Source organism: Denitratimonas organivorans, assembly GCF_037478135.1.
Classification (GTDB): domain Bacteria; phylum Pseudomonadota; class Gammaproteobacteria; order Xanthomonadales; family Xanthomonadaceae; genus Denitratimonas.
This window is the reverse complement of the sequence record NZ_JBBHDV010000005.1, coordinates 60,994-86,772: the sequence shown is the minus strand read 5'-3', so window position 1 is coordinate 86,772 and position 25,779 is coordinate 60,994. Positions and strand designations below refer to the sequence as shown.

The 25,779-nt window shown below is 66.2% G+C and carries 21 protein-coding genes; 18 read left to right on the top strand and 3 right to left on the bottom strand.

The genetic code is table 11. The features are described 5' to 3' along the window. Positions 1 to 130: 130 nt before the first annotated feature. A complete protein-coding gene (tsf, locus tag WDB66_RS07020) occupies positions 131 to 1,009 on the bottom strand; it encodes a translation elongation factor Ts (protein WP_339397831.1) in 879 nt (292 codons plus the stop codon). Between the two features lie 96 nt (positions 1,010 to 1,105). Further along, the gene (gene rpsB / locus WDB66_RS07015) at positions 1,106 to 2,026 is read right to left on the bottom strand and encodes a 30S ribosomal protein S2 (protein ID WP_339397830.1); all 921 of its coding nucleotides are present in this window, start codon (positions 2,024 to 2,026) and stop codon (positions 1,106 to 1,108) included. Positions 2,027 to 2,334: 308 nt separating this feature from the next. Between rpsB and map the strand changes: the two genes are divergently transcribed. The 4 genes from map to WDB66_RS06995 all read left to right on the top strand — a co-directional run bounded on the left by map (position 2,335) and on the right by WDB66_RS06995 (position 8,036). Next, on the top strand, positions 2,335 to 3,129 hold the full coding sequence (map, locus tag WDB66_RS07010) for a type I methionyl aminopeptidase (RefSeq protein WP_339397829.1): 795 nt from the start codon (positions 2,335 to 2,337) through the stop codon (positions 3,127 to 3,129). Next, positions 3,126 to 5,741: a [protein-PII] uridylyltransferase gene (gene glnD / locus WDB66_RS07005; RefSeq protein ID WP_339397828.1), complete on the top strand. Its 2,616-nt coding sequence runs from the start codon at positions 3,126 to 3,128 to the stop codon at positions 5,739 to 5,741. Before map ends, glnD begins: the two co-directional genes overlap by 4 nt. A gap of 138 nt (positions 5,742 to 5,879) precedes the next feature. Then, the gene (locus WDB66_RS07000; RefSeq protein WP_339397827.1) at positions 5,880 to 6,224 is read left to right on the top strand and encodes a DUF8729 domain-containing protein; all 345 of its coding nucleotides are present in this window, start codon (positions 5,880 to 5,882) and stop codon (positions 6,222 to 6,224) included. A 78-nt stretch (positions 6,225 to 6,302) separates the two neighbouring features. Further along, positions 6,303 to 8,036 (top strand): S8 family serine peptidase, encoded by a 1,734-nt coding sequence (locus WDB66_RS06995; RefSeq protein ID WP_339397826.1) that lies wholly within the window; start codon positions 6,303 to 6,305, stop codon positions 8,034 to 8,036. A 94-nt stretch (positions 8,037 to 8,130) separates the two neighbouring features. Here the strand turns inward: WDB66_RS06995 and WDB66_RS06990 are convergent, their stop codons facing one another. Continuing rightward, positions 8,131 to 10,002 (bottom strand): sensor domain-containing diguanylate cyclase, encoded by a 1,872-nt coding sequence (locus WDB66_RS06990; protein ID WP_339397825.1) that lies wholly within the window; start codon positions 10,000 to 10,002, stop codon positions 8,131 to 8,133. Between the two features lie 333 nt (positions 10,003 to 10,335). Here WDB66_RS06990 and WDB66_RS06985 point away from each other — a divergent pair, with 333 nt between their 5' ends. From WDB66_RS06985 to WDB66_RS06920, 14 genes are all read left to right on the top strand, one after another. Then, the gene (locus tag WDB66_RS06985) at positions 10,336 to 10,680 is read left to right on the top strand and encodes a YerC/YecD family TrpR-related protein (RefSeq protein WP_339397824.1); all 345 of its coding nucleotides are present in this window, start codon (positions 10,336 to 10,338) and stop codon (positions 10,678 to 10,680) included. Positions 10,681 to 10,718: 38 nt separating this feature from the next. Further along, positions 10,719 to 11,618 (top strand): ATP phosphoribosyltransferase, encoded by a 900-nt coding sequence (hisG, locus tag WDB66_RS06980; protein WP_339397823.1) that lies wholly within the window; start codon positions 10,719 to 10,721, stop codon positions 11,616 to 11,618. Between the two features lie 10 nt (positions 11,619 to 11,628). Further along, a complete protein-coding gene (hisD, locus tag WDB66_RS06975; RefSeq protein ID WP_489670834.1) occupies positions 11,629 to 12,936 on the top strand; it encodes a histidinol dehydrogenase in 1,308 nt (435 codons plus the stop codon). Further along, positions 12,933 to 14,015 (top strand): histidinol-phosphate transaminase, encoded by a 1,083-nt coding sequence (hisC, locus tag WDB66_RS06970; RefSeq protein WP_339397822.1) that lies wholly within the window; start codon positions 12,933 to 12,935, stop codon positions 14,013 to 14,015. Before hisD ends, hisC begins: the two co-directional genes overlap by 4 nt. Then, positions 14,012 to 15,130, top strand: a complete 1,119-nt coding sequence (gene hisB, locus WDB66_RS06965) for a bifunctional histidinol-phosphatase/imidazoleglycerol-phosphate dehydratase HisB (protein ID WP_339397821.1) — start codon at positions 14,012 to 14,014, stop codon at positions 15,128 to 15,130. Before hisC ends, hisB begins: the two co-directional genes overlap by 4 nt. After that, the gene (gene hisH / locus WDB66_RS06960; RefSeq protein ID WP_339397820.1) at positions 15,127 to 15,729 is read left to right on the top strand and encodes an imidazole glycerol phosphate synthase subunit HisH; all 603 of its coding nucleotides are present in this window, start codon (positions 15,127 to 15,129) and stop codon (positions 15,727 to 15,729) included. The genes hisB and hisH overlap by 4 nt, the downstream gene beginning before the upstream one ends. 190 nt (positions 15,730 to 15,919) lie before the next feature. After that, positions 15,920 to 16,702 (top strand): 1-(5-phosphoribosyl)-5-[(5-phosphoribosylamino)methylideneamino]imidazole-4-carboxamide isomerase, encoded by a 783-nt coding sequence (gene hisA, locus WDB66_RS06955; RefSeq protein WP_339397819.1) that lies wholly within the window; start codon positions 15,920 to 15,922, stop codon positions 16,700 to 16,702. Then, complete coding sequence (gene hisF / locus WDB66_RS06950; protein ID WP_339397818.1) at positions 16,696 to 17,472, top strand: imidazole glycerol phosphate synthase subunit HisF; 777 nt, start codon at positions 16,696 to 16,698, stop codon at positions 17,470 to 17,472. The genes hisA and hisF overlap by 7 nt, the downstream gene beginning before the upstream one ends. Then, entirely contained in the window at positions 17,462 to 18,082 is a 621-nt protein-coding gene (gene hisIE, locus WDB66_RS06945; protein WP_339397817.1) for a bifunctional phosphoribosyl-AMP cyclohydrolase/phosphoribosyl-ATP diphosphatase HisIE, read from the top strand. The genes hisF and hisIE overlap by 11 nt, the downstream gene beginning before the upstream one ends. A gap of 69 nt (positions 18,083 to 18,151) precedes the next feature. Beyond that, on the top strand, positions 18,152 to 18,922 hold the full coding sequence (locus WDB66_RS06940; RefSeq protein ID WP_339397816.1) for an NYN domain-containing protein: 771 nt from the start codon (positions 18,152 to 18,154) through the stop codon (positions 18,920 to 18,922). A gap of 112 nt (positions 18,923 to 19,034) precedes the next feature. Further along, on the top strand, positions 19,035 to 20,501 hold the full coding sequence (locus tag WDB66_RS06935; protein ID WP_339397815.1) for a DUF3375 domain-containing protein: 1,467 nt from the start codon (positions 19,035 to 19,037) through the stop codon (positions 20,499 to 20,501). 24 nt (positions 20,502 to 20,525) lie between these two features. Continuing rightward, positions 20,526 to 21,194: a DUF4194 domain-containing protein gene (locus WDB66_RS06930; protein ID WP_339397814.1), complete on the top strand. Its 669-nt coding sequence runs from the start codon at positions 20,526 to 20,528 to the stop codon at positions 21,192 to 21,194. Beyond that, the gene (locus WDB66_RS06925) at positions 21,191 to 24,571 is read left to right on the top strand and encodes an ATP-binding protein (RefSeq protein ID WP_339397813.1); all 3,381 of its coding nucleotides are present in this window, start codon (positions 21,191 to 21,193) and stop codon (positions 24,569 to 24,571) included. The genes WDB66_RS06930 and WDB66_RS06925 overlap by 4 nt, the downstream gene beginning before the upstream one ends. After that, complete coding sequence (locus tag WDB66_RS06920; protein ID WP_339397812.1) at positions 24,568 to 25,776, top strand: Wadjet anti-phage system protein JetD domain-containing protein; 1,209 nt, start codon at positions 24,568 to 24,570, stop codon at positions 25,774 to 25,776. The genes WDB66_RS06925 and WDB66_RS06920 overlap by 4 nt, the downstream gene beginning before the upstream one ends. Positions 25,777 to 25,779 lie beyond the last annotated feature (3 nt).

Genomic DNA, 25,779 nt, shown 5'->3' with positions numbered 1-25,779 from the left:
GCACCCTGCCGGGAAACCGGCGTTCGGCTTGCATGCAAACAACGCGGCCGGCGTGCGGCGCCGGCGATGGCGGACAAGGAAAGGCCGCGGATGACCGCGGCCTTTCCGGTGTTGCAAGGGAAGGACGGAATCAAACCAGGCCGGCCTGCTTCATCACCTCGGCAGCGAAGTCGTCTTCCTTCTTCTCGATGCCTTCGCCCACGACCAGGCGCTGGAACGACAGCACTTCGGCGCCTTCCTTCTTCAGCGCCTGCTCCACGCTCATGTCGGTGTCCAGCACATAGGCCTGACCGGTGAGGCTGATTTCGGCCAGGGTCTTGTTGAGCTTGCCGCTGATCATCTTTTCCTGGATTTCGGCCGGCTTGGCCTTGTCCTTGTCGCTCATCTGCGCCAGCGCGATTTCCTTTTCCTTGGCCACAAAGTCGGCCGGAGCATCGGCCGGGGTCAGGTACTGCGGATTCATCGCGGCGATGTGCATCGCCAGGCCCTTGGCCAGTTCGGGTGAACCGCCCTTGACGTTGACCAGCACGCCGATGCGGCCGCCGTGCACGTAGCTGCCGACGTTCTGGCCATCGGCCAGCACCGCCAGGCGGCGCACCTGCACGTTCTCGCCGACCTTGGCGATCAGTGCGGCGCGGGCTTCCTCGACGGTGTTGCCGTCGGCCATGCGGGCGTTCTTCAGCGCGTCGACATCGGCGGCGCCGCTGCTGAGGGCAACCTGGGCCAGCTCATTGCTGTACTGCAGGAAGTTCTCGTCCTTGCCGACGAAGTCGGTTTCGCAGTTGACCTCCACCAGCACGGCGCGGGCGCCATCGGCGGCGGTGCTGATGCGGCCTTCGGCGGCGACGCGGTCGGCCTTCTTGTCGGCCTTGGCCAGGCCGGTCTTGCGAAGGTGTTCCATTGCCGCTTCGATGTCGCCGTTGTGTTCGACCAGTGCCTTCTTGCACTCCATCATGCCGGCGCCGGAGCGCTCGCGAAGTTCCTTGACCAGGGCGGCGGTGATTTCCATGACTACCTCGGAATGTTCTGCGTGAATGTGCGCGGCGGCCGTGGCCGCCGCGCGTTGGCGGGCCAGTGTGCGTGGCCCATGTGACGTGCTTGCGGCTTATTCGGCCGCGGGTGCCTCGGCAGCAGGTGCTTCGGCGGCGGGCTCTTCGGCAGCCGGAGCTTCAGCGGCAGCTGGCGCATCCGCAGCCTTGGCAGCGCGCTTGGCCGGTGCCTTCTTGGCCGGGGCGCGGCCACGCGGGGCGGCCTTGCGGGCCTCGCCTTCATCCTGGCGGGTGACCGGGTTGCCCTGTTCGTCCAGCTCGATGAACTCGTCTTCACCCGAAGCCATGATCGGCGCGGCGGACTTGCCTTCCAGCACCGCGTCGGCGGCGGCGCGGGCATACAGCTGCACCGCACGGATGGCGTCGTCGTTGCCCGGGATCGGGTAATCAACCAGGCTCGGGTCGTAGTTGGTATCGACCACGGCGACCATCGGAATGCCCAGCTTGCGGGCTTCGTCGACCGCGATGTTTTCGTGGCCGATATCGACGATGAACAGCGCGTCGGGCAGGCCGTTCATGTTCTTGATGCCGCCCAGGGACTTCTCCAGCTTCTCGCGCTCGCGCTGCAGGCGCAGCACTTCGTGCTTGACCAGCTTGGCGTGGCTGCCGTCGGTTTCGGCCGCTTCCAGTTCCTTCAGGCGGGCGATCGACTGCTTGACGGTGCGGAAGTTGGTCAGCATGCCGCCCAGCCAGCGGGCCGAGACGTACGGCATGCCGCAGCGTGCGGCTTCCTCGGCGATGGCGTCACGCGCCGAACGCTTGGTGCCGACGAACAGGATCGTGCCGCGCTTCTGCGCCATGCCGGAGATGAAGTTCATCGCGTCGGCGAACAGCGGCATCGTGGATTCGAGGTTGATGATGTGGATCTTGCCGCGGGCGCCGAAGATGTATGGAGCCATCTTGGGGTTCCAGTAGCGGGTCTGGTGGCCGAAGTGAACGCCGGCTTCCAGCATCTGGCGCATGGTGATCTGTGGCATGGGATTTCCTTGATCGCGAAAGGGAGCGCGCCGCGTCGTTGTGCGGGGGATACGCTCCGGGGTTGGGCCTCCACGCGGTGCCGTTGCCGAACCCCGAAGGGCACCCCGGAACGGGAAAAGACCGCGTGTGTGTATTCACCGCTGACGTGCGATGTGGACGGCGCCGGACGGAATGCGCGCGGCAAAGCCCGAGAATTGTAACCGGCAATGGTGCGGACGGCAAACAGGCAGGTGATCACTCCCGAGGCGGGACGCCACCATCGGGCCGCCGCTGGCCGCCGCCGGCCCGGCTGCGCGATAATGGCCGAATGGCAATTTCCATCAAAACCCCCGAAGACATTGAAAAGATGCGCATCGCCGGTCGCCTCGCGGCCGAAGTGCTGCGCGTGGTCGAACCGCATGTGAAGCCCGGCGTCACCACCGCCGAGCTGGACCGCATCTGCCACGACCACATCGTCAACGTGCAACAGGCGATCCCGGCCAACATCGGTTACGGTGGCGGCCACGGGCGCATCCCGTTCCCGGCCACCACCTGCACCTCGGTCAACAATGTGATCTGCCACGGCATCCCGAGCGAATCCAAGGTGCTGAAGGATGGCGACATCCTCAACATCGATGTGACCGTGATCAAGGATGGCTGGCACGGCGATACCAGCCGCATGTACATCGTCGGCAAGCCCTCGGTGCTGGCGCAGCGCCTGGTGGATGTGACCCGCGAGGCGATGTTCCGCGGCATCCGTGTGGTGCGCCCGGGCGCCACGCTGGGCGATGTCGGGCATGCGATCCAGAGTTATGCCGAATCCGAGCGCTTCTCGGTGGTGCGCGAATACTGCGGCCACGGCATCGGCCGCATCTACCACGAGGAGCCGCAGGTGCTGCATTACGGCATGCCCGGTACCGGTGAAGTCCTGCGCGAAGGCATGGTGTTCACGATCGAACCGATGATCAATGCCGGCGCCCGCCATACCCGGCTGCTGCCGGACGGCTGGACCGTGGTGACCAAGGACCGTTCGCTGTCGGCGCAGTGGGAGCACACCGTCGCAGTCACCGGGGATGGTGTCGAAATCCTGACCCGCGTACCGGGCGACGACAACGGCCCATGAACACGCCGGTGCCGGGTCGGGTGGCAGGCGGCGACATCGACGCCTGGAAGCGCACCATGCGCGCGGCGCTGGAGGACAACGAACAACGCCTGGCCGCCGCTTTCGATCAGGACACCGATATCGACCGGCTGCTGGCACAGCGGGCCCAGGCGGTGGATCGTGCCGTGATCGGCGCCTGGATGCTGGGTTTCGAAGGTGCGCCCGGGCTGGCGCTGGTGGCCACCGGCGGCTACGGCCGGGGCGAGCTGTTCCCGTATTCGGATGTGGATCTGCTGGTGCTGGCCGAGGAGGACACCCAGCAACAGTGCCGTGGCGCGATCGAAGCCTGGATCGCGCTGTTGTGGGACATCGGTCTGGCACCGGGGCATGCGGTGCGCAGCGTCGCGCAATGTGTTGCGGCGGCGCGCGAGGATGCCACGATCGCCAGCGCGATCATCGAAGCCCGGCCATTGGTGGGTGACAGTGCCGCGCTGACCCGCCTGCTGGTGGCGATGCGTGGCCCGGGTGTCTGGCCGCCGGCCGAGTTTCTTGCCGCCAAACGGACCGAATGGCGGGCCCGGCATGCGCGCTACAACGACACCGCCTACAACCTCGAACCCAACATCAAGGATGGCCCCGGCGGGCTGCGCGACATCCAGGCGCTGGGCTGGTTGGCCAAGCGCATCTTCGGCGTGCGTGGGCTGGAGGATCTGGTGGCGCTGGGTGCATTGGGCAGCGATGAATACGATGTGCTCGATACCCGCCGCCGCGCGCTCTCGCGGCTGCGCTACGGCCTGCATCTGGTGGCCGGGCGGCGTGAGGAACGGCTGCTGTTCGATTACCAGAAAGCGCTGGCCGCGCGCCTGGGGCTGCACGATGAACACCGCGAAAACCTGGCGGTGGAGCAGATGATGCAGGGTTTCTTCCGCAGCGCCGCGCTGGTGCTGCGGCTGGGCGACCGGTTGTTGCAACGTTTCGATGAAAGCCTGCAAGTGGCGCAGGAACCGGTGCCGCTGGATGAGGAGTTCGTCCGCATCGGCGACAGTCTCGCGCTGCGCGATGTGGACCTGCTGTACCGCCGTCCGACCACGATCCTGCAGCTGTTCCGGGTCTGGCAGCAGCATCCGGAAATCGCCAGCCTGCATTCGGCCACCGCACGCGCGCTGGGCGAGGCGCTGCCACGGCTGGACGAACGCTATCGTGCCGACCCGGGCATCCGCGCGCTGTTCATGCAACTGCTGCGCGATCCGCAGGCGGTGCCGACGCTGGAGCGCATGGCGCGTCTGGGCGTGCTGGGCCGTTATCTGCCGGCTTTCGGGCGCGTTGCCGGACGCATGCAGTACGACCTGTTTCACGCCTATACCGTGGACGAACACACCTTGGCGGTGCTGCGCAATATTGCCAGCTTCGCGCGGCCCGAGTCGGCCGAGCGTTTCGCGCTCGGGCACGAGCTGTGGTCACAGTTGCGCAAGCCCGAACTGCTGCTGCTGGCAGGTCTTTTCCACGACATCGCCAAGGGCCGGGGCGGCGATCATTCGGTGCTGGGGGAACAGGATGCACGCGAGTTCTGCCAGGCGCACGGCCTGTCCGAAGGCGATGTCGATCTGGTGGCCTGGCTGGTGCGCGAGCATCTGACGATGTCGGTGACGGCGCAGCGCAAGGATATTTCCGACCCGGAAGTGGTGTCGCGCTTCGCGCACCAGGTGGGCGAACGCGAGCGTCTGGATTATCTGTACCTGCTGACCGTGGCCGATATCGCCGGCACCAGTCCAAAATTGTGGAATGCGTGGAAGGACCGGCTGCTGGCCGATCTGCATTCGGCCACGCGTTTTGCGCTGCGGCGTGGTCTGGCCAAGCGCCTGCACATCGACGAACGCATCGCCGAAATCCGTGATGCCGCGCGCGTGCTACTGCATGCCGAAGGGCTGGAGGATGCCCTGATCGACCGGCTCTGGGCCGAGTTCCCGAGCGACAGCTTCCTGCGCTATCGCGCCGAGCAGATCGCCTGGCAGACGCGCGGTATCGCCGAGGCCGGCAGCCAGGGCTTGCCGGTGGTGCTGGTGCGCCCGCATGCGCGGCGCGGCGCGCTGGAGGTGTTCGTCTATTCACCCGATCGCGATGGCCTGTTCGCGCATGTCGCGGCCACGCTGGACCGGCTGGGCCTGTCGATCGTCGATGCACGTGTGGTGACTTCGCTCGGTGGCATGACGCTGGATACCTTCCAGGTGCTGGATTCGGAAGTCGATCCGGAGGCGGTTTCGCCCGAACGCCACGCCCGGGACATTGCCCATCACCTGCGCGACAGCTTGCGTGAACCCGGTCCGCAGCGCCCCCCTGCGCGGCGTGCGCTGCCGCGCCAGCTGCGCCACTTCCGGGTGCCGACGCAGATCGAATTTTCCGATGAGGCCCACGGCACGCTGCTGACCCTGGTCTGCAACGACCGGCCCGGCCTGCTGGCCCAGGTTGCGGCGCTGCTGCACCAGCATCAGGTGCGGGTGCATGATGCGCGCATCGCCACCTTCGGCGAGCGGGTGGAGGATTTCTTCCTGCTCAGCGATCAGAGCGACCAGCCTCTCACCGAGGTCCAGTGCGCGGTGCTGGGCGAGGCCATCGCAGACTGCCTGAAGGGCTGATCCCGGGCCGCGTGTGTTGCGCTGCCAGATGGCAAGGTGCTGTACTTGCCATCACACTTGCTGATCGGACTGCGGCAGGCTCCAGACAGGGGCGGATGCATATGTGCGTCCATATTTCCTTTGAATTCAGGGGTTTGCATGATAAAGGCCATCTTGCCGCTGCCTGCTGCGGCGCTGTCTTTCGCATTGTTGTTTTCACCGTTCACGACTGCGGCCACGGCGGCGCCTGATCCGAATTTCATGCTGGATCTGGGTGGGCAGCGTTTCGATCCGCTGGTTGATCCGCCTGCGGCGACGGTCAGCCGCGATGCCGGCGCCCAGCTGCGCCTGGTGCAGTTTTCCGGCCCGATCCAGCCCGATTGGCTGGAGGCGCTGGACCATGCCGGCGCCGAGGTGCTGCAGTACATCCATCCCTACAGCTATGTGGTCTGGGCCGATGCGCAACAGGTGTCGCGTGCCGCGCAGAGCGTGCCGCTGCGTTAGAACGGTGCCTACATCGCCGGATTCGCGCTGTCGCAGGCCAGCCGTGGCCTGGATGCGCAGCCGTATCCGGTGATGGTGATGGCGGCGCGCAAGGCGGATGCGGGCGCGCGCCAGTCGGGCCTGCATGCGCTCGGTGCGAAAATCGAACGCGTCACGCGGCTGGATCAGCATTTCGATCTGCTGCATCTGGAAATCGCCGGCGATCGTCTGGCCGAACTGGCCGCACTGCCGGGAATGTTTGCGGTGCAGCGGATCCAGCCGATTACCGCCGAGGAAGCCAAGCGCGGCGAAAAAAGCCAGCTCTCGGTGGTGGGTGCACATGGCCCGGCGCCGAGCTATACCCTTGTGCCGGGTTATTTCGACTGGCTGGCAGAGTCCGGCTACGACGGTGATGGCGTGGTGGTGGGTATCGTGGATGGTGGCGTGCGCCTGAGCCATCAGGAACTGGTGGGCCGCATGCTGCCGTGTGAAAACAGCGGCATGACCGGTGTGCCGACCTCGTGCAACGTGCTTCCCGACGATCACGGCACGCATGTGGCTGCCGCCGTGGCCGGCATAGGTGCCGGTGCGCTGGACGGCAATGGCTTCCGGCGCGGGCAGGGCGTGGCGCCGGGGGCCAAGCTTGTGGCACAGGATTACGACCCGTTCCTCGGCGGCGGCCCGGGCGGCATGGTGGCCGACGGCATGCTGACCATCTACCGCGAATCCGCGCTCAGTGGCGCGGTGCTGACCAACAATTCCTGGGGGCCGACCGGTTCGCCACAGGGCTACGACATCCCGACCCGGCAGATGGACATGGTGACGCGCGATGCGCTGGAGGATGTGCCGGGCCAGCAGCCGGTGCTGCCGGTGTGGTCGATCATGAACGGCCATGGTGATCGAAATACCGGCACCTGCCGGCCGGCGTCACTGGGTTCGCCGGATGAGGCCAAGAACCTGTTTGCGGTGGGTTCCACGAAGATGCAGTCCGGCGCGAGCCAGACCTCGGCCATGTTCGATATTTCCTCGAACTCGGCGCATGGCGACGCCTGTGATGGTCGCCGCGTTCCGCATATCGTCGCGCCCGGTTGCAGTACCGACAGCGCCACGGCTGGGAGCAATACCGTCTATGGCACGATGTGCGGTACCTCGATGGCCTCGCCGGTGGTGTCCGGCGCGGTGGCGCTGTTCATCGAGAAGTACCGGGATCTGAACGACGGTGCCACGCCCAGCCCGGCGCTGGTGAAGGCCGCGTTCACCGCCGTGGCGCGCGACCTGCACGGCCAGCGCAATGCCGACAACGGCGTCATGGGCCACCGTCCGGACCGTTTTCAGGGCTATGGCCGGCTGGATCTGGATGCGGTGATTAATCCGCCGGAATCGGCGCTGTATTTCGATCAGGAACATGTGTTCCGCGCTTCCGGCCAGCATTGGGAGCCGCAGCTGGTTGCCGCCGATCCGACTCGGCCGGTACGCATCATGCTGGCCTGGACCGATGCGCCCGGCGCCGGCCTGGGCGGCACCACGCCGGCCTGGGTCAATGACCTGGATCTGTTGGTGATCGCGGACGATGTTGTCTATCGCGGCAACGCGATCGGTGATGACGGCTGGTCGGCGGCTGATGGCCAGGCCGATCCGCGCAACAACCTGGAAGGCGTGTTCCTCGGCCCGCATCAGCATACGGGTACGCTGACGCTGCGGGTGGATGCCACCAATGTCGCCGCCAACGCGCTCGATCCCTGGCAGGTCGGGCGTCCGCGTCCGGCACAGGATTTTGCGCTGATCTGCTACAACTGCCGCATGATCGATCTGTTCGGCGACGGCTTCGAGTGAACCGTGGCGGGTCCGGCCTTGCTTGCTGGCCGGATCCGCAAGCTGGCCACATCCTCGACATGAATCGGGCGGTAGGCGAACACGGTCGCGGATATCAAAGCACGGTGGACACGTCCACCCGGTCACGTCCGGCGCGCTTGGCGCGGTAAAGCCGTGCATCGGCCTGGCGCAGCAGGTCGGCGGCGGTGCAGGGCACGCCGGGCGGCACAATGTGCACGCCGATGCTGACCGTCACCGGGATCGGCTGGTGCTCGCATTCGATCGGGCTGGCCGCCATTGCGCTGCGGATACGCTGGGCCAGTTCTACTGCGCTTTCGGAGGTGGAATCGGTCAGCAGGATCGCGAATTCCTCGCCACCGTAACGCGCCAGCAGGGCAGCGGGCAGATCGCGCAGCAGCGCGTCCAGGCGCTGACTGATACCGCGCAGGCAATCGTCGCCGGCACTGTGGCCATGCAGATCGTTGATCGATTTGAAATGGTCCACGTCGATCATCAGCAGCGCGATCGCGCCCTGCATCCGCTGCGGGGCATTGCAGGCGGCCACCAGGCGTTCGTCCAGATGGCGGCGGTTGTAGAGCCCGGTCAGGCCATCGCGGCGGCTGAAATCACGCAGGCGCGCATTGGCCTGTTCCAGCGCCTGCAGGGCGTTGTCCAGTTCGGCAGTGCGTTGCTGCACACGCCTTTCCAGTTCGTCGCGGGCCTGCTGCGCGATCACCTGGTTCTGCCGGGTCAGCAGTTTGATGCGATAGGCCATCGCGAACGCCAGCAGCAGCACTTCCAGGGCCGAGCCGATCTGGATGCCGTATTCGGTCAGCAAGGTGCGCGGCAGCCAACCCAGAATCATCGCGGCGTAGGCGGCGGTGCCGGCCAGCAACGAAACCCAGGCCAGCAGGAAGAAGCGCGCAGGTGGATTGTTCTTCAGGTTCAGCAGCGCCACGCCCAGCACCGCCGCGGCACCGAACAGCGCCAGCAGAGTTTGCAGCCGGATCACGGTTCCGTAGCTGGTCAGCGGGAGCATCAGCAGCAGGGCCAGCGTTGCCAGCAGCAGGTGGCGCAGCAGGCGGTCCTGGCGCGGGGCGTGCTCGGCCAGGGCAAGGAAGCGGCGGGAAAACTGGAAGATCGACATCTGCGCCGCGCCGATCAACACTGGCACCGCGAGGTTGCCCCAGTCCGGATGATCCGGCCACAGATAGGCAAAGGCCAGTCCGTTGAAGCACAGCAGCATCAGGCCGTAGCTGGCGGTGTAGATCGAATACCAGAGGAAGGCGCTGTCGCGCACCGACAGGTACAGGAACAGGTGGTACAGGCCCAGCGCCAGGAAGATGCCGTAGTACAGCCCCAGCACGACACGCGGCTTGAGGCGTTCCAGCACCAGATCGGTGGTCGGCGCCAGGCTCAGCGGCACCAGCATCGTGCTTTCCGAGCGCACCTGCAGCACGAATTCGGCGCGTGCGCCGGGCGCCAGATCAAGCAGCAGGTTCGGATGCAGCAGCGGCAGGTCACGTGAGGAAAACGGCAGGCGGTCGCCAGTTTCCCGCACCGCCGCCGCGATGCCGTCATCGAAACGATGCAGGCGGATATGGTCCAGCAGTGGGTAATGGATGATCAGCACCCGTTGCAGCGGCTGCGGCGTCGTGTTTTCCAGCGCGAAATACAGCCAGACCGTGTCGCGCGTATAGCCCAGCCCGCGCGCATTGTCGTTGCGCAGCGGCAGTTCTCCGTCCAGCGCCAGTTGCCTGACCGTGGCGGCGTCCAGCCGGTGCGCTGCATCGCGTGCGATGGCGGTGTGTGCGTCCAGATTCAATGCCGCAGAGTCATCGTCCAGCCACACCGGCGCCGGCACGGACGCGCGCGCCAGTGCGGGCGCTGCCAGACACATCACCATCAGCCAGAGCGCGAACCCGGCGCCCGGCAGCCGGCGCAGGCGCGTCGATGGCACAAGTGGCAGGGTTCGGCGGGCGATCATGTGGCGGGCAGGTTGGAAGTCGGGTTCGAGTTCAGTGGCATTGGAGGGTGGCAAGCCGCCGTTGATGTGAAGGCGCCACCGGTCTTCGGAACATCCCAGAGGCGCGCGTTTCCGACAAGCCCTTCTCCGGGGAAAACGGCACTGCGTCAAGCTCCTGTGCGGATTACGGCGCCTGGTCAAGCGATATTCATCCGGGGGCTTCGGCGGTCAGTCTGCTGATGCGGCACGCTGCCGATACCCGCCCCGCCGCTGTCGGGCGCGATGGGCTTGCCGGATGTCGGGTTTCATGTTCCAATGTAATAACGCGCTATTACATTGATCCACTTATCCGAAGTGAAACGCCTCCCCACCCGAAGCCCCGAATGCCGCGAACGCGGCCTGGATTCCCTGGTCCAGGCGCTGCTGTCGCTGCGTACCGCGGAGCAGTTGCGCGCGATGCTGATCGACCTGTGCACGCCGGCCGAGATCGAAGCGCTCTCGGACCGCTGGCAGGTGGTCGCGCCGTTGTTGCAAGGCGTGCCGTACCGCGACATCCAGGAGAGTACCGGCGTCAGCGTCACCACCATCGGACGTGTGGCGCGCTGCCTTTCCCACGGCGCCGGCGGCTATATGCAGGCCGCCGATGCACTCGGCCTGCGCCGACATCCGGAGCTCTATCCGCCATCGCATCCGGCCTGAGCGCCGCCCGTCACTTCCTCCCCTTTTCCGGACATCCCATGAAACCACGTGACCGCCTGCGTATCGCGACGCAGAAATCCGGCCGTCTCTCCACGCCCGGGCGTGAGCTGCTGACGCGCTCCGGCCTGTCGTTCCGCGAAAGCCGCGACCGCCTGTTCTGCTACGGCGAAGTGCTGCCGATCGATCTGCTGCTGGTGCGCGACGACGACATTCCCGGCCTGATCGCCGAAGGCACCTGCGATCTGGGTTTCGTCGGCCGCAACGTGCTTGAGGAACTGCGTCTGGGCGAAATCCGCGAAGGCCGCGAACCTGCGTTCGCCGAACTGCGCGCGCTCGGATTCGGCCACTGCCGACTCTCCATCGCGCTGCCGCAGGAACAGGAATGGAACGGTCCGCAGACCCTGGCCGGGCTGCGTATCGCGACTTCGTATCCGAACCTGTTGGCCGACTGGCTGGACAAGAATGGTGTGCAGGCCGAGGTCGTGATGCTGTCCGGCTCGGTCGAAATCGCGCCGCGTCTGGGCAAGGCCGAGGCGATCTGCGATCTGGTGTCTTCCGGCGCGACGCTGGCGGCCAACCAGTTGCGTGAAGTCGCGACGATCCTGCAAAGCGAAGCGGTGCTGGTCGGCCCGGCACAGGCGTTCGCCGACGAGCGCGCGGCACTCGCCGATCTGCTGCTGCGTCGCCTTGATGGCGTGCTGAAGGTGCGCGATGCGCGCCTGCTGTTGTTGCAGACCGACCGCAGCACCCTGGCCGATGTCACCGCACTTTTGCCCGGCGGCGCGCTGCCGACCGTCAGCGTCATTGAAGGCCGCAGCGACGCGCTGGCGCTGCAGGCAGTCTGCGATGGTGAAGTCACCTGGCAGCATCTGGAAGACCTCAAGCGCGCCGGCGCCCGCGCCATGCTGGTGCTGCCGGTCGAACAGATGCTGGCGTGAGGGCGGGGTGATGAAGATTTCCGACTGGAATGCCCTTGACGCCAATCAGCGCAGCGCACTGATGCAACGCCCGGCGCTGGCCGACGATGCCGCGCTGCGCGCCTCGGTCGCCGCATTGATCGCGCAGGTGCGAAGCGAAGGGCAGGCGGCATTGCGTGCGTTGACCGCCCGTTTCGATGGCTGCGAACTGGATGACTTGCGCGTCGACCCCGAGGCCTTTGCCGCCGCCAACGCGCAGCTGTCCGATCAACTTCGTGCCGCGATCCTTGCCGCAAAAGACCGAATCGAGCGCTTCCACGTTGCCGGCATGATGCGGCCCTACGTGCTGGAAACCGCGCCGGGCGTGGCCTGCGAACGGGTCATGCGGCCGATCCAGCGCGTCGGCCTGTACGTGCCGGCGGGTTCGGCCCCGCTGCCTTCCACCGCGCTGATGCTCGGCGTGCCGGCGCAACTGGCGCGTTGCCCGGAGGTCGTGCTGTGCACGCCGCCGCGCGCCGATGGCACCGCCGATCCGGCTGTACTCGTGGCCGCGCAAGCCTGCGGCATCGAGCGCGTGTTCCTGCTCGGCGGGGTGCAGGCGATTGCCGCGATGGCCTATGGCGTGGGCGATGTGCCGCGCTGCGACAAACTGTTCGGGCCGGGCAACAGTTGGGTCACCCAGGCCAAGCAGCAGGTCGCCAACGATCCGCAGGGCGCGGCCATCGACATGCCGGCCGGCCCTTCGGAAGTGCTGGTCATTGCCGATGCCGGCGCGAACCCGGAGTTCGTCGCCGCCGATCTTCTCTCGCAGGCCGAACACGGCCCGGATTCGCAGGCCATCGCGATTTCCGACGGTGCCGCGCTGCTGGAGCAGGTCGCCGCACAGATTGCCGAACAGGCCGCCGTGTTGCCGCGTCAGGGCATCGTGGATCGCGCGCTGGCGCATGCGCGCCTGATCCGAGTGGACGACATCGGCCAGGCCATCGCGATCTCCAACGCCTATGCGCCCGAACATCTGATCCTGTCTCTGCGTGAGCCACGCCGCTGGCTTGATCAGGTCAGCAGCGCCGGCTCGATCTTCCTCGGCGATTACGCACCCGAGGCGCTGGGTGATTACTGCAGCGGCACTAATCACGTGCTGCCGACCTACGGCGCGGCGCGCGCCTGGAGCGGGGTGTCGGTGGCCAGTTTCCAGAAGGCGATCACGGTGCAGGAAGTCACGCCAGCCGGGTTGAAACTGATCGGCCCGGATGCCGTGACGCTGGCCCAAGCCGAACAGCTCGACGCCCACGCCCAGGCAGTATTGCGCCGGCTGGCACGGATCGGAGATGCGGCATGAGCGTGCTGGATCTGCTGCGCCCCGATCTGCGCGCTTTTGCCGGCTATACCTCGGCGCGCAAGACCGGCGTCAGTGGCCGCATCTGGCTCAATGCCAACGAAAGCCCGTGGGCAAACCCGGGTGATGCCGGGGCGCACTGCAACCGCTATCCGGCGCCACAGCCGGAGCCGCTGCGCCAGGCGCTGGCCGAACTGTATGAGGTTCACCCCGAGCAGCTACTGATCGGACGCGGCAGCGATGAGGCCATCGACCTGCTGGTCCGCGCGCTGTGCCGGCCCGAACGCGATGCCGTAGTGACCGCCTCGCCGGTGTTCGGCATGTATGCGGTCAGCGCACGCCTGCAGAACGCGCCGCTGATCGATATTCCGCTGGTTGACGGGCCGCAGGGTTTCGCGCCGGATCTGGCTGCCATCGGCGATGCGGCGCTGGCCGGTGGCGCGCACCTGGTGTTCCTGTGCTCGCCTGGTAACCCTACCGGCGAGGCTATCGCGCTGGCGGATATCGCCGCTCTGGCATCGCGCCTTTCCGACAAGGCCGTGGTCGTGGTGGACGAAGCCTATGGCGAATTTTCCGACCTGCCTTCGGCCACGGCCTTGCTCGGTGCATATCCGAACCTTGCCGTGCTGCGCACGCTGTCCAAGGCGCACGCGCTGGCGGCGGCGCGCATCGGCACCTTGATCGCCGCGCCGGAACTGATCGCGGCGCTGCGCAACTGCCAGGCACCGTATCCGCTGCCCACGCCGTGTGTGGATCTGGCGCTGGCCGGGCTGGCACCGGCGGCGTTGGCACAAACGCGCGAGCGCATCAAACAGATCCGTGCCGAACGCGAGCGCCTGTCTGCTGCATTGGAAATCCTGCCCGGCGTGCGCCGGGTCTATCCCTCGCAGGGCAACTTCCTGCTGGTGCGTTTCGACGATGCACAGGTTGCATTCGACCGATTGCTCGCCGCCGGTGTCGTTGTGCGCGATCAGCGCGCCGCGCTGCAACTGCACGATGCGTTGCGCATCAGCATCGGGTCGCCGGAAGAAAACGAAGCAGTGATCGCCGCACTGTCGAACAACAAGGACGCCACCGCATGACTCGCATTCTGTTCGTTGATCGCGATGGCACGCTGATCGAAGAGCCCGCCGATTTCCAGATCGATGCCTACGAAAAACTGCGCTTCGTGCCTGGCGTGATTCCGGCGATGCTGAAGTTGCGCGACGAGGGTTTCGAGTTCGTCATCGTCACCAACCAGGATGGCCTCGGCACCGAGAATTTTCCGCGCGAGCACTTCATCGGTCCGCATGAATTGATGATGCAGGTGTTCGCTTCGCAGGGCATCCGCTTCCGCGAGGTGCTGATCGACGAGAGCTTCCCGCACGAGAACAAGCCCACGCGCAAGCCGGGCATCGATCTGGTGCTGCATTACCTGCGCGACCGCTCGATCGATCTGGACGGCTCGGCGATGGTCGGTGATCGCGATACCGACATCGAATTCGCGCGGAATCTGGGTATCCGTGGTTTCAAGCTCGGCCCGGGACTGGAAAGCTGGGAATCCATCGCGCACGCGTTGGTCGATGCACCGCGCACCGCTGTGGTCGAGCGCAACACGAAGGAAACCCGGATCCGGGTCGAGCTGGATCTGGATCGCTCCGGCACGGCGGACATCCACACCGGGCTCGGCTATTTCGACCACATGCTCGACCAGATCGGCAAGCACGGAGGCTTTTATCTCGCGCTGCGCTGTGATGGTGATCTGCATATCGACGAGCACCACACCGTCGAGGACAGTGCCTTGGCACTGGGGCAGGCGCTGCGCCAGGCCATCGGCGACAAGCGTGGCATCGGGCGTTATGGTGCGGCCGCGGAACAGGCCGACGAGGCGGGCGGCGGATCCGAGCCGCTGCGCGGCGGCATCGTGCTGCCGATGGACGAAACCCTGGCGCGCGCGGCGCTGGATTTTTCCGGGCGGCCGTACTTCGTGTTCGACGGCGTATTCCCGCGCGAACAGGTGGGCGAGCTGCCGACCGAACTGGTCACGCATTTCTTCCGTTCACTGTGCGAAACCGCCGGCCTGAACCTGCATCTTTCAGTGCGCGGCGAGAACGCGCACCACATGGTCGAGGCCAGCTTCAAGGCCTTCGCGCGCGCCTTGCGCCAGGCCATCGCGCGGCAGGGGAGGGAATTGCCCAGCACCAAGGAGGCCTTGTGATGCGCGTGGCGGTGATCGACGCCGGCGGCGCCAACATCGGCTCAGTACGCTATGCGCTCGACCGTCTCGGCGTGGCCTCGGTATTGACCGCCGATGCCGACGTGATCGTCGCCAGCGAGCGCGTGATCCTGCCCGGCGTCGGTGCGGCGAAGGTGGCGATGGCGCGGCTGCGGGAGCTGGATCTGATCGAGACGATCCGCAGCCTGCAACAACCGCTGCTGGGCATTTGTCTGGGCATGCAACTGCTGTTCGATTCCTCGGAAGAAGGTGAGGTGGAAACGCTTGGTTTGCTGGCCGGTCGCGTCACGAAACTGCCGGAAGCCACCGGAATCCGCATTCCCCACATGGGCTGGAACCAGCTGGCGATCCGACGCGAAAGCCCGCTGCTGGCCGGCATTGAATCCGGTGCTGCCTGCTATTTCGTACACAGCTACGCCGCACCCGTCACGCAGGATTGCATCGCCTCCAGCGCCCACGGCCTGCCGTTCGCCGCCGTCGTGCAGCGCGGCAACGTGGCCGGTGCGCAGTTCCATCCGGAACGCTCCGGCGCGGTCGGCGCACGGCTGCTGCAGAACTTCATCAGGAACCCATCACCATGATCAGTCAACACGTAGCCAGGGTAAGCGCAGTGCACCCGGGGCCGCACAAGGTTCGGGCGTCGTTGATGTCCGCGCCCGCGTTCCTTTCAACGCAACCCCGGGTGCGACTTTGCCTTACCCGGGCTACGCAGCGGCATGGCATCCCGTTCTGTCTCGAACACGCCGGAAACTTCGTCCGGAGCAGCCACGCATGAACGCTCCGAACGCCGCTTCCCCGATTCCCGATTCCCAATTCCCGACTCCCAGCCTCACCATCTACCCCGCCATCGACGTGCGCGATGGCCGCGTCGTGCGGCTCAAACAGGGCGACTACGCGCAGCAGACCGATTACGCGCCGGCACCGCTGCAACTGGCGCAGCGCTACGCGGCCGACGGCGCGCACTGGCTGCATCTGGTTGATCTGGATGCAGCGCGCGATGGGGGCTACACCCTGGCACCGTTGCTGGGTGGGATTGCCGGTAGCACGGCGTTGAAGGTGCAGACCGGCGGCGGTATCCGCAGCGTCGATGATGTGCAGTGCGTGCTCGATGCCGGCGCGGCGCGTGTCGTCGTCGGCAGCCTCGCGGTGCGCGAGCCGGAAACCGTCGCCGGCTGGATCACGCGTTTCGGCGCGCAGCACATCACCATCGCGCTCGATACGCGCCTGATCGAAGACCAATGGCGGCTGCCGCTGCACGGCTGGACCGATGTTTCCGAACGCACGCTGGATGAGTTGGCATTGTTCTACGCGCAGGCCGGTCTGGCGCATCTTCTGTGCACCGATATCGGCCGCGACGGCATGCTGGCCGGGCCGAACACAGCGTTGTACCAGCACCTGTGCGCATTGCTGCCCGGTGTCGCGGTGCAGGCTTCGGGCGGCATCCGTGACGTGGCCGATATCGTCGCCGCGCGCGCGGTCGGTTGCGGCGGCGCGATCCTCGGCAAGGCGCTGCTGGAAGGGCGCTTCGAACTGAAGGATGCGCTGGCATGCTGAGCCGTCGCATCGTGCCCTGTCTGGACGTGCGCGATGGCCGCGTGGTCAAGGGCGTGCGTTTCCGCGATCACGTCGACATGGGCGGCATCGAAGAATTGGCCGCGCGCTACCGCGATGAAGGCGCGGATGAGTTGGTGTTCTATGACATCAGCGCCAGCCCGCAGGGTCGCAGCGTGGATCGCGCCTGGGTCGAGCGCGTGGCGCGGCTGATCGACATTCCGTTCTGCGTGGCCGGCGGCATCCGCAGCGTGGACGATGCGCGCGCCGTGCTGCATGCCGGTGCCGACAAGATTTCGATCAACACTCCCGCGCTGGAGCGGCCGGAACTGATTTCCGAACTGGCCGACGCGTTCGGCGTGCAATGCGTGGTGGTGGGCATCGACAGCCTGCGCGATGCCGATGGCCAGTGGCGCGTGCGCAGCCATACCGGCGACCCGGACGCGACCCGCAGCCATGTGCGCCGCACGCTGGACTGGATTGTTGAAGCGCAGCAGCGCGGGGCAGGGGAGATCGTGCTCAACTGCATGGGTTCGGACGGCGTGCGCACGGGTTACGACATCGAACAGCTCGCCGCCGCGCGTGCGGTGTGCCGGGTGCCGCTGGTGGCGTCCGGTGGTGCTGGTGTCATCGCGCATTTCATCGATGTGTTCCGCCAGGCCGATGTCGATGCGGCGCTGGCCGCCAGCGTGTTCCATTCCGGCGCGGTGGCGATTCCACAACTCAAACGCGAACTGGCCGGCGCTGGCGTGGAGGTGCGCAATGGCGAATGAAATCCTTGCATCGTTCGATCCCGATGCACTGGCCTGGGAGAAGCAGGACGGCCTGCTGCCGGTGATCGTGCAGGACGCGGACAACCGGCGCGTGCTGATGCTCGGCTATATGGACCGCGCGGCGCTGTCCGCGACCTGTGACAGTGGACGCGTCACCTTCTTCAGTCGCAGCAAGCAGCGATTGTGGACCAAGGGCGAAAGATCCGGCCATGTCCTGAAACTTGTCCGCATCGAAACCGATTGCGATGCCGACACGCTGCTGGTGCAGGCACATCCGGCCGGCCCCACCTGCCACCTCGGGCGCGCGAGCTGTTTTCCGGGTGCGCCGCAGGATTTCCTGGCCGGGCTGGATGCCTTCATCACGCAGCGCGAACGCGAGCGGCCGGCAGGCAGCTACACCACCAAACTGTTCGAATCGGGCATCAAGCGCATCGCGCAGAAGGTCGGCGAGGAGGGCGTGGAAACCGCGCTGGCCGCCACCGTGCGAGATACCGAAGAACTCAAGAACGAAGCCGCCGATCTGCTCTATCACCTGATCGTGCTGCTGCGCGCTTCCGGCCTGTCGCTGGCCGATGCGGTGGAGGTGCTGCGCCAGCGCCACGGCGGCTGAAAGCCCGTGATTTTTCACTGCGGTGGTATCGTCGTGGCCTGATCCAGTCCGGGATACGGGAGCGCGATGATGATGGAAGCCGAGTCCAGCGAAGGCCGGGTGGCGGTACTGGTGGACTGCGACAATGTGCAGCCGGAGATCGTCGAACACGCGCTGCGTTTCGTCGCGCAGTTCGGGCGCGTCGTGGTGCGGCGTGGCTACGGCAACCCCGGCACGCTGTCCGGGCGCTGGAAGGATACCCTGGTGGAACTGGCGTTCACCCCGTGCCTGCAATACCAGTACGCCAGCGGCAAGAACACCGCCGACATCGCGCTGGCGCTGGACGCGATGGAGCTGCTGTTCGACGAGCGCGTCGACACCTTCTGCCTGGTCACCAGCGATTCGGATTTCGCCTATCTGTGCCGCAAGCTACGCGAACGCGGCTCGGTGCTGTGTATCGCCGGCGAGGCCAAGACTCCGAAGGCGCTACGCAATGCCAGCGATCATTTCTTCGAATGGTCGCCGGACATGGACAGTGGCGATGACGACAGTGGTGCGCCGGAAAAACCCGAAAGCCGCGCCAGCCTGAAACGCGCCGATAGCGACGACAGCGCCCGCTCCCAATCCAAGCGCCGTCCGCGCCTGATCGTGAACGCGGTCTCGATGCTGGCCGGCGATGCCTCCGACGGCACCGTCGATCTCGGCGCGCTGGGCAATTACCTGCGTCGCACCAACCCCGACTTCAGCCCCAAGACCTACGGCCACTCCGGTCTGCTGGACATGCTGCGCAGCTACGACTTGCTGGAAGTACAGCAGGCCGCGCAAGGGCACTGGCGGGTGGGATTGGCGAAGAAATCCTAGGAGTCCGTGCGGGCTGTTGAAGCCAAGCGTGGACTGCGTGTGGCTGACAACACCGCGCCGCTACAATCTGGAGTACGTTCCGAATCCGACATACGGGCACATTCGTCTCCCCATGGATCACGCCACCCTCGCCACCCTGCGCGACCGCCATCCGGCCTGGCGGCTGCTGGCCTCGCCGCATGCGCCGCTGGTGGCCAGCTTTCTCCGACGCGTTTTCGTGCTGCCGAACGTGCGCACGATGCGCGAGGCCGATCTGGTGCAGGCGCTGGAGGACGATCTTTTCGCCTTGCGCGAACAGTTGGGCGAGGCGGCCTATCCCAAGCGCGCGCAGGATTATCTGAACGACTGGGCGGCACCGGACAAGGGCTGGCTGCGCAAGTTCTACAAACCGGGCACCGATGAAGCGCAGTTCGACCTGACTCCGGCCACGGAAAAGGCGATCACCTGGCTGGTCACCCTGACCGAGCGGCCGTTCGTTGGCACCGAATCGCGCCTGCTGACCCTGTTCGCGCTGCTGGAGCAGATCAGTGCCGGTACCGAGTCCGATCCGGCACGGCGCGTGCAGGAATTGCAGCGCAAGCGGGCGCAACTGGATGCCGATATCGCCCGCGCCCAGGCCGGTGAAGTACCGCTGCTGGACGACACCTCGATCAAGGAGCGTTTTCTCCAGTTCCAACAACTGGCGCGCGAACTGCTCGCCGATTTCCGCGAGGTGGAACACAACTTCCGCCAACTCGACCGCAGCGTGCGCGAGAAGATCGCGCTGTGGGATGGCAGCAAGGGTGAACTGCTGGACAGCATCATGGGTGAGCGCGATGCCATTGCCGATTCGGACCAGGGCCGCAGCTTCCGCGCGTTCTGGGATTTCCTGATGTCCAGCAGTCGGCAGGAAGCCCTGAGCGAACATCTGGAGCGCGCATTGGCGCTGCCGCAGGTGATCGAGCTCAAACCCGAACCGCGCACCCGCCGCATGCACCACGACTGGCTGGAAGCCGGCGAGCACACCCAGCGCACCGTGGCGCAGTTGTCGCAGCAACTGCGGCGCTTCCTGGATGACCGCGTGTTCCAGGAAAACCGCCGCATCCTGGACCTTTTGCGCGGCATCGAAAGCAAGGCGCTGGCCCTGCGCCAGACGGCACTGCGCGGGGACGTGATGCAGATCGACGGGATCGGTGCGGATATCGCGCTGCCGCTGGAGCGCCCGCTGTTTTCGCCCAAGGCCCGGCTGCGGCTGGAACAACTGCTGCCCGAGCAGGGCGATGACGACATCGACACCGCACGCCTGTTCGAGCAGATCGTGGTGGACAAGGCGCGGTTGTCGGCGAACATCCGGCAGGCGCTGCGCGGCAGCAGCCAGGTCTCGTTGCATGCGCTGGTTGAGGAGATGCCGCTGCGCAACGGATTGGCCGAGCTGGTGGCCTATCTGGAACTGGCCCACGCAGGCAGCGGCAGCTTGCAGGATGTACGTGCCACCGTGGACGAGAGCGTGCAGGACACGATCCGCTGGCAGGCGCATGACGCGGCCGGTCAGCCCGTGCAACGCGAGGCACGTTTGCCGCGCGTGATCTTCCTGCGCTGAGGCGGCGGAATGGAAAACCAGGACATGGAAGCAACTGACAACAACGCCGCCGCCCCGGGTGGGACGGGCCATCCCGTGCCTGCGCTCTCGCGGCTGATGGTGGCCTTGCTCAAGGGCGTGCTGCATCGCGAAGACGACGAAGCCCAGTGGGACAGCCTGCTGCGCCTGCAGGCGCGGGTGCGCGAACAGGCCGCCGTGTTGCTGCTGGAGCTGGTGCTCGACGAAGCCGAGGGCCACGCCTTCCTGAAGAGTCGGCCCGATCCGGATGAAGACCAGCCCGGGCCGCGTCCGCCGCGTCTGATCGCACGGCGTGCGCTGTCCTATCCGGTCAGTCTGATGCTGGCGCTGCTGCGCAAGCGCCTGGCCGAATTCGATGCCGGCGGCGGCGATACCCGGCTGGTGTTGACCCGCGACGAACTGGTCGAGATGGTGCGGGTATTCCTCCCCGAAGGCAGCAACGAGGCACGGCTGGTGGATCAGGTGGACAGCATCATCACCAAGGTGGTGGAACTGGGATTCCTGCGTCGGCTCAAACAGGCCGGCGGCGGCAGCCGCGCCGATGCCGGGCCTTACGAGGTGCGACGCATCCTCAAGGCGTTCGTCGATGCGCAGTGGCTGGCGGAATTCGATGCGCGGCTGGAAACCTATCGCACGGCCTTGTCGGCACCGGCTGCGGAGGGCGGCGAGGCATGAACGGCGAGCCGCAGATGCCGGGGCTGGATTTCGTTGCCGACGAGCGTCGCGTCGGCTTCCGCCTGCATCAACTGGAAGTGCTGAACTGGGGAACCTTCGACCGCCATGTCTGGAGCTATGACCTGGCCGGTCGCAACGGTCTGCTGACCGGCGACATCGGTTCGGGAAAATCCACGCTGGTGGATGCGGTCACCACCTTGCTGGTGCCGGCGCAGCGGGTGGCCTACAACAAGGCCGCCGGGGCCGACGCGCGCGAGCGTTCGCTGCGTTCCTATGTGCTGGGCCATTACAAGAGCGAACGCCACGAAACCTCCGGCAGCGCGCGGGCGGTGGCGCTGCGCGAGACGTCGAGCTACTCGGTGATCCTCGGCGTGTTCCGCAACGAAGGTTACGACCAGGCGGTGACGCTGGCCCAGGTGTTCTGGTTCAAGGAACCGCAAGGCCAGCCGCAGCGCCTGTTCGTCGCCGCCGAACGGGCGCTGTCCATCAGCAAGGATTTTTCCGGCTTCGGCAATGAAATCAATGCGCTGCGGAGACGGCTGCGGGCCGTCGGTTGCGAGTTGTCGGACACCTTTCCGCCGTATGGCGCGTGGTTCCGGCGCCGTTTCGGCATCGAGCACGAGCAGGCGCTGGAGCTGTTCCACCAGACGGTTTCGATGAAGTCGATCGGCAACCTGACCGACTTCGTGCGCCACCACATGCTGGAACCGTTCGATGTCGGCGCGCGGATCGAGGCATTGATCGGGCATTTCGACGATCTGGATCGCGCCCATCAGGCCGTGCTCAAGGCCAAGCGCCAGATCGAACTGCTGACGCCGCTGGTGGAGGATGGCCGCCAGCACGCGGAACTGGCGGCGGAAATCGCCGTGCTGCGCGAAGGCCGCGATGCGCTGCGGCCGTATTTCGCCGGACTCAAGGGCGGCCTGCTGGAGCGGCGGCTGGAACTGTTGGGCCAGGAAGCGACACGCTGCGAGGCCCAGATCGAAGCGCTGACGACACAACGCGACAACGTCCGCAGCGATGTCGCCAACCTGCAAGGCGCGCTGCGCGAAAACGGCGGCGACCGCTTGCAGCAACTGGCGGCGCAAATCCGCCATCTGGAATCGGAAAAGCAGCAGCGCCAGCGCAAGGCCGAAGACTATGCCGGCCTGCTGGCCCGCATCGGCGAGCCGCTGCCTGGTGACGAGGCCGCCTTCATCGCCCGGCAGCAGTCCATCGGCGCGCGTGCCGCGTCCTTGCGCAACGACATTGCCGAGCAGGAAAACGCGGAGCACGAGCAATCGTTCCATTTCCGCAAGGGCAAGGACGAGCATGCCGCACTGAGCGCGGAAATCGACAGCCTCGCACGCCGCAGGAGCAATATCGACACCGCCCAGATCCGCATTCGCGACGCCCTGTGCGCGGCCCTGGACATCGCCGAGGACGAGCTGCCCTTCGCTGGCGAGCTGATCCAGGTGCGCGAGGATGAGGCCGATTGGCAAGGGGCCGCCGAACGCCTGCTGCGCGGCTTCGGCCTCACGCTGCTGGTGCCCGATACGCACTACGCCGCCGTCGCCGACTGGGTGAACCGCCAGCATCTGGACGGGCGGCTGGTGTACTTCCACCTGCGCCCGCGCAAGGCCGCAGCGCTGCCGTCGCTGCATCCGCAATCGCTGGCACGCAAACTCGTGATCAAGCCTGATACGCCGCATTACGACTGGCTGGAGCGCGAACTGCGCCAGCGTTTCGACGTGGCCTGCTGCGACAGCCTCGAACAGTTCCGGCGCGAAGCGCGCGCCATCACCCGCGCCGGCCAGATCAAGGACCCCGGCGGGCGGCACGAGAAGGACGACCGCCACCGCATCGACGACCGCCGCCGCTATGTGCTGGGCTGGAGCAATGCCGACAAGCTGCGCGCCTTGCGCGACCAGCGCGAACAGCTGGAAGCGCAGTTGTCCGCGCTCGGCCAGCGCATCGCCGACATCAGGCGCGAACGCGACGCGCTGCAGGGGCAACTGGAGGCGCTGGCCAAGCTGGAAGTGTTCACGCGCTACACCGAGATCGATTGGCATGCCCCGGCGCGCGAGATCGCCACGCTGGGCGAGGAATACGCCCGCCTGAAAGCCGCCTCCGACATCCTGCGCGAACTGGAGCGCCAGTTGCAGGAGGCGCAAGCGCGCCTGGTCGAAATCGAAAGCAGCCTCGGCGATGCCCAGGGCAAGCGCGGAGAAATCCGAAGCCGGCACGAGGCGGCGCAATTCCTGCTCGAACAGGTCGCGGCCATCACCGCCCAGACTCTCCTCGATGACGCCCTGACCACCCGCCTCGATGCCTGGCGCGCCGAGGCGCTGGGCGCGCACCAGCTCACGGTCGAATCCTGCGACAACCGCGAGCAGGATTTGCGTCGCTGGTTGCAGGACCGGATCGACGCGCAGGACAAGCGCCTGGCGCGCCTGACCGAACGCATCCTCAAGTCGATGGGCGCGTTCCGCGAGGCGTTCAAGGCCGAGAGCGTGGAGATGGACGCCAGCCTGGCCGCGCTGCCCGATTACGCGCGCCTGCTCGATGAGCTGGGCCGCGACGACCTGCCGCGTTTCGAAGCGCGTTTCAAGGAACTGCTGAACGTCAACACGATCAACGAAATCGCCAATTTCAACGCGCAACTGGCGCGCGAGCGCGAGACCATCCGCGAGCGTGTGGAGCGCATCAACCAGTCGCTGCATGCCATCGACTACAACCCCGGCCGCTACATCCGGCTGCTGGCGCAGCCCAGCCCGGATGCGGAAATCCGCGACTTCCAGCAGGATCTGCGGGCCTGCACCGAAGGCGCGCTGACCGGCTCGGCCGACGAGCAGTATTCGGAGGCCAAGTTCCTCCAGGTCAAGGCCATCATCGACCGTTTTCGCGGACGCGAAGGTCTGGCCGACGCGGACCGGCGCTGGATGGCCAAGGTCACCGATGTGCGCAACTGGTTCCTGTTCTCGGCCAGCGAACGCTGGCGCGCCGACGATGCCGAACACGAGCACTATTCCGATTCCGGCGGAAAATCCGGCGGACAGAAGGAGAAGCTGGCCTACACCGTGCTGGCCGCCAGCCTGGCCTACCAGTTCGGCCTGGAATGGGGCGCGGTGCGCTCGCGTTCGTTCCGTTTCGTGGTGATCGACGAAGCCTTCGGGCGCGGTTCGGACGAGTCGGCGCAGTACGGGCTGGAGCTGTTCCGGCAGCTGAACCTGCAATTGCTGATCGTCACGCCACTGCAGAAGATCCACATCATCGAACCGTTCGTTTCCAGCGTCGGTTTCGTCCACAACGAGGGTGGACGCGACTCGCGCCTGCGTTGCCTGAGCATCGAGGAATACCAGGCCCAAAAGGCCGCCAGTCAGGGCAGCCGGGAATGAGCTGGAGCTCGCCCGCCGATCTGCGCGCGCAAGTGCAGCGGCTGTGGGATCGCGGGGTGCTGCTGCGCGCCACGGTGGCCGATGACGTCATCAACTGGCCGTTGCGGCTGAGCCTGAGACTGCCGTCGTCGGCCGACCTGGCCGCACGATTCGAGGCGGTGCGCGATTGGCTGCCGGTGCTGGCTGCCACGCCGCGCATCCGCATCCAGTGGCGCGAATGGACGCACCGGGTGCAGGGCCGCCAGCGGCTGCCGGAATCGGTCTGGGTCGATTCGCTGGCCGATGCGCTGGCGATGATCGAAAAAACCCGCGCAGCGGCGCAATTCCGGCAACTGTGGCAGCACACGCAAGGCGCTCAGCCTGCCTTGCCGGCATGGCTGTTGCGCCGTCCCTTGCAGGCGCTGGAACTGGCGGATCGCTGGGAGCGGTTGCTCGCCATCGTAGGCTGGATGCAGGCGCACCCGCGTCCTGGCGTCTATTTGCGGCAGGTCGATGTGCCCGGCGTGGACAGCAAGTTCATCGAAGCCCATCGCGGCGTGCTGGGCGAATGGCTGGATCTGGTATTGCCGCCGGAAGCGGTGGATGCCAGTGCCGGCGGCGTGGCGCAGTTCGCGCGCCGTTACGGCTTTCTCGACAAGCCGCTGCGCATCCGCTTCCGGTTGCTCGATCCGTCGCTGCCGAGCCTGCCCGGCTGCAACGGTTTGTCCGACATTGCGCTGGATATCGACAGCTTCGCCGCGCTGGCGCTGCCGCTGGAACGGGTCTTTATCACCGAGAACGAAACCAACTTCCTGGCCTTTCCCGACACCGCGCGCGCCATCGTGATATTCGGTGCCGGCTACGGCTGGGAGGCCCTGGCGCAGGCCGATTGGTTGCATCGTTGCGCACTGCATTACTGGGGCGACATCGACACCCATGGCTTTGTCATCCTGGACCAGCTTCGCCGCCATTTTCCGCATGCGGTTTCGCTGTTGATGGATCGCGCCACGCTATTGGCCCATCAAACCCACTGGGGTGAAGAACTTAACCCCGCGCGACGCGATCTTGCGCATCTTTCCGAAGAAGAAACCGCGCTCTACGACGAACTGCGCTTTGACCGCATCCGCCCGCACCTGCGCTTGGAGCAGGAGCGTATTGGCTATGGCTGCTTGCAAACGGCGCTTGCGGAATTGGTCCGGATACCGGTGACGGGCCGCAGCGGGTGAATA

Bases quoted from the DNA above. Each gene is read 5' to 3' on its own strand.
- tsf (WP_339397831.1), bottom strand. From the start codon at position 1,009: ATGGAAATCACCGCCGCCCTGGTCAAGGAACTTCGCGAGCGCTCCGGC.
- rpsB (WP_339397830.1), bottom strand. From the start codon at position 2,026: ATGCCACAGATCACCATGCGCCAGATGCTGGAAGCCGGCGTTCACTTC.
- map (WP_339397829.1), top strand. From the start codon at position 2,335: ATGGCAATTTCCATCAAAACCCCCGAAGACATTGAAAAGATGCGCATC.
- glnD (WP_339397828.1), top strand. From the start codon at position 3,126: ATGAACACGCCGGTGCCGGGTCGGGTGGCAGGCGGCGACATCGACGCC.
- WDB66_RS07000 (WP_339397827.1), top strand. From the start codon at position 5,880: ATGATAAAGGCCATCTTGCCGCTGCCTGCTGCGGCGCTGTCTTTCGCA.
- WDB66_RS06995 (WP_339397826.1), top strand. From the start codon at position 6,303: ATGGCGGCGCGCAAGGCGGATGCGGGCGCGCGCCAGTCGGGCCTGCAT.
- WDB66_RS06990 (WP_339397825.1), bottom strand. From the start codon at position 10,002: ATGATCGCCCGCCGAACCCTGCCACTTGTGCCATCGACGCGCCTGCGC.
- hisG (WP_339397823.1), top strand. From the start codon at position 10,719: ATGAAACCACGTGACCGCCTGCGTATCGCGACGCAGAAATCCGGCCGT.
- hisD (WP_489670834.1), top strand. From the start codon at position 11,629: ATGAAGATTTCCGACTGGAATGCCCTTGACGCCAATCAGCGCAGCGCA.
- hisC (WP_339397822.1), top strand. From the start codon at position 12,933: ATGAGCGTGCTGGATCTGCTGCGCCCCGATCTGCGCGCTTTTGCCGGC.
- hisB (WP_339397821.1), top strand. From the start codon at position 14,012: ATGACTCGCATTCTGTTCGTTGATCGCGATGGCACGCTGATCGAAGAG.
- hisA (WP_339397819.1), top strand. From the start codon at position 15,920: ATGAACGCTCCGAACGCCGCTTCCCCGATTCCCGATTCCCAATTCCCG.
- hisF (WP_339397818.1), top strand. From the start codon at position 16,696: ATGCTGAGCCGTCGCATCGTGCCCTGTCTGGACGTGCGCGATGGCCGC.
- hisIE (WP_339397817.1), top strand. From the start codon at position 17,462: ATGGCGAATGAAATCCTTGCATCGTTCGATCCCGATGCACTGGCCTGG.
- WDB66_RS06940 (WP_339397816.1), top strand. From the start codon at position 18,152: ATGATGGAAGCCGAGTCCAGCGAAGGCCGGGTGGCGGTACTGGTGGAC.
- WDB66_RS06935 (WP_339397815.1), top strand. From the start codon at position 19,035: ATGGATCACGCCACCCTCGCCACCCTGCGCGACCGCCATCCGGCCTGG.
- WDB66_RS06930 (WP_339397814.1), top strand. From the start codon at position 20,526: ATGGAAGCAACTGACAACAACGCCGCCGCCCCGGGTGGGACGGGCCAT.
- WDB66_RS06925 (WP_339397813.1), top strand. From the start codon at position 21,191: ATGAACGGCGAGCCGCAGATGCCGGGGCTGGATTTCGTTGCCGACGAG.
- WDB66_RS06920 (WP_339397812.1), top strand. From the start codon at position 24,568: ATGAGCTGGAGCTCGCCCGCCGATCTGCGCGCGCAAGTGCAGCGGCTG.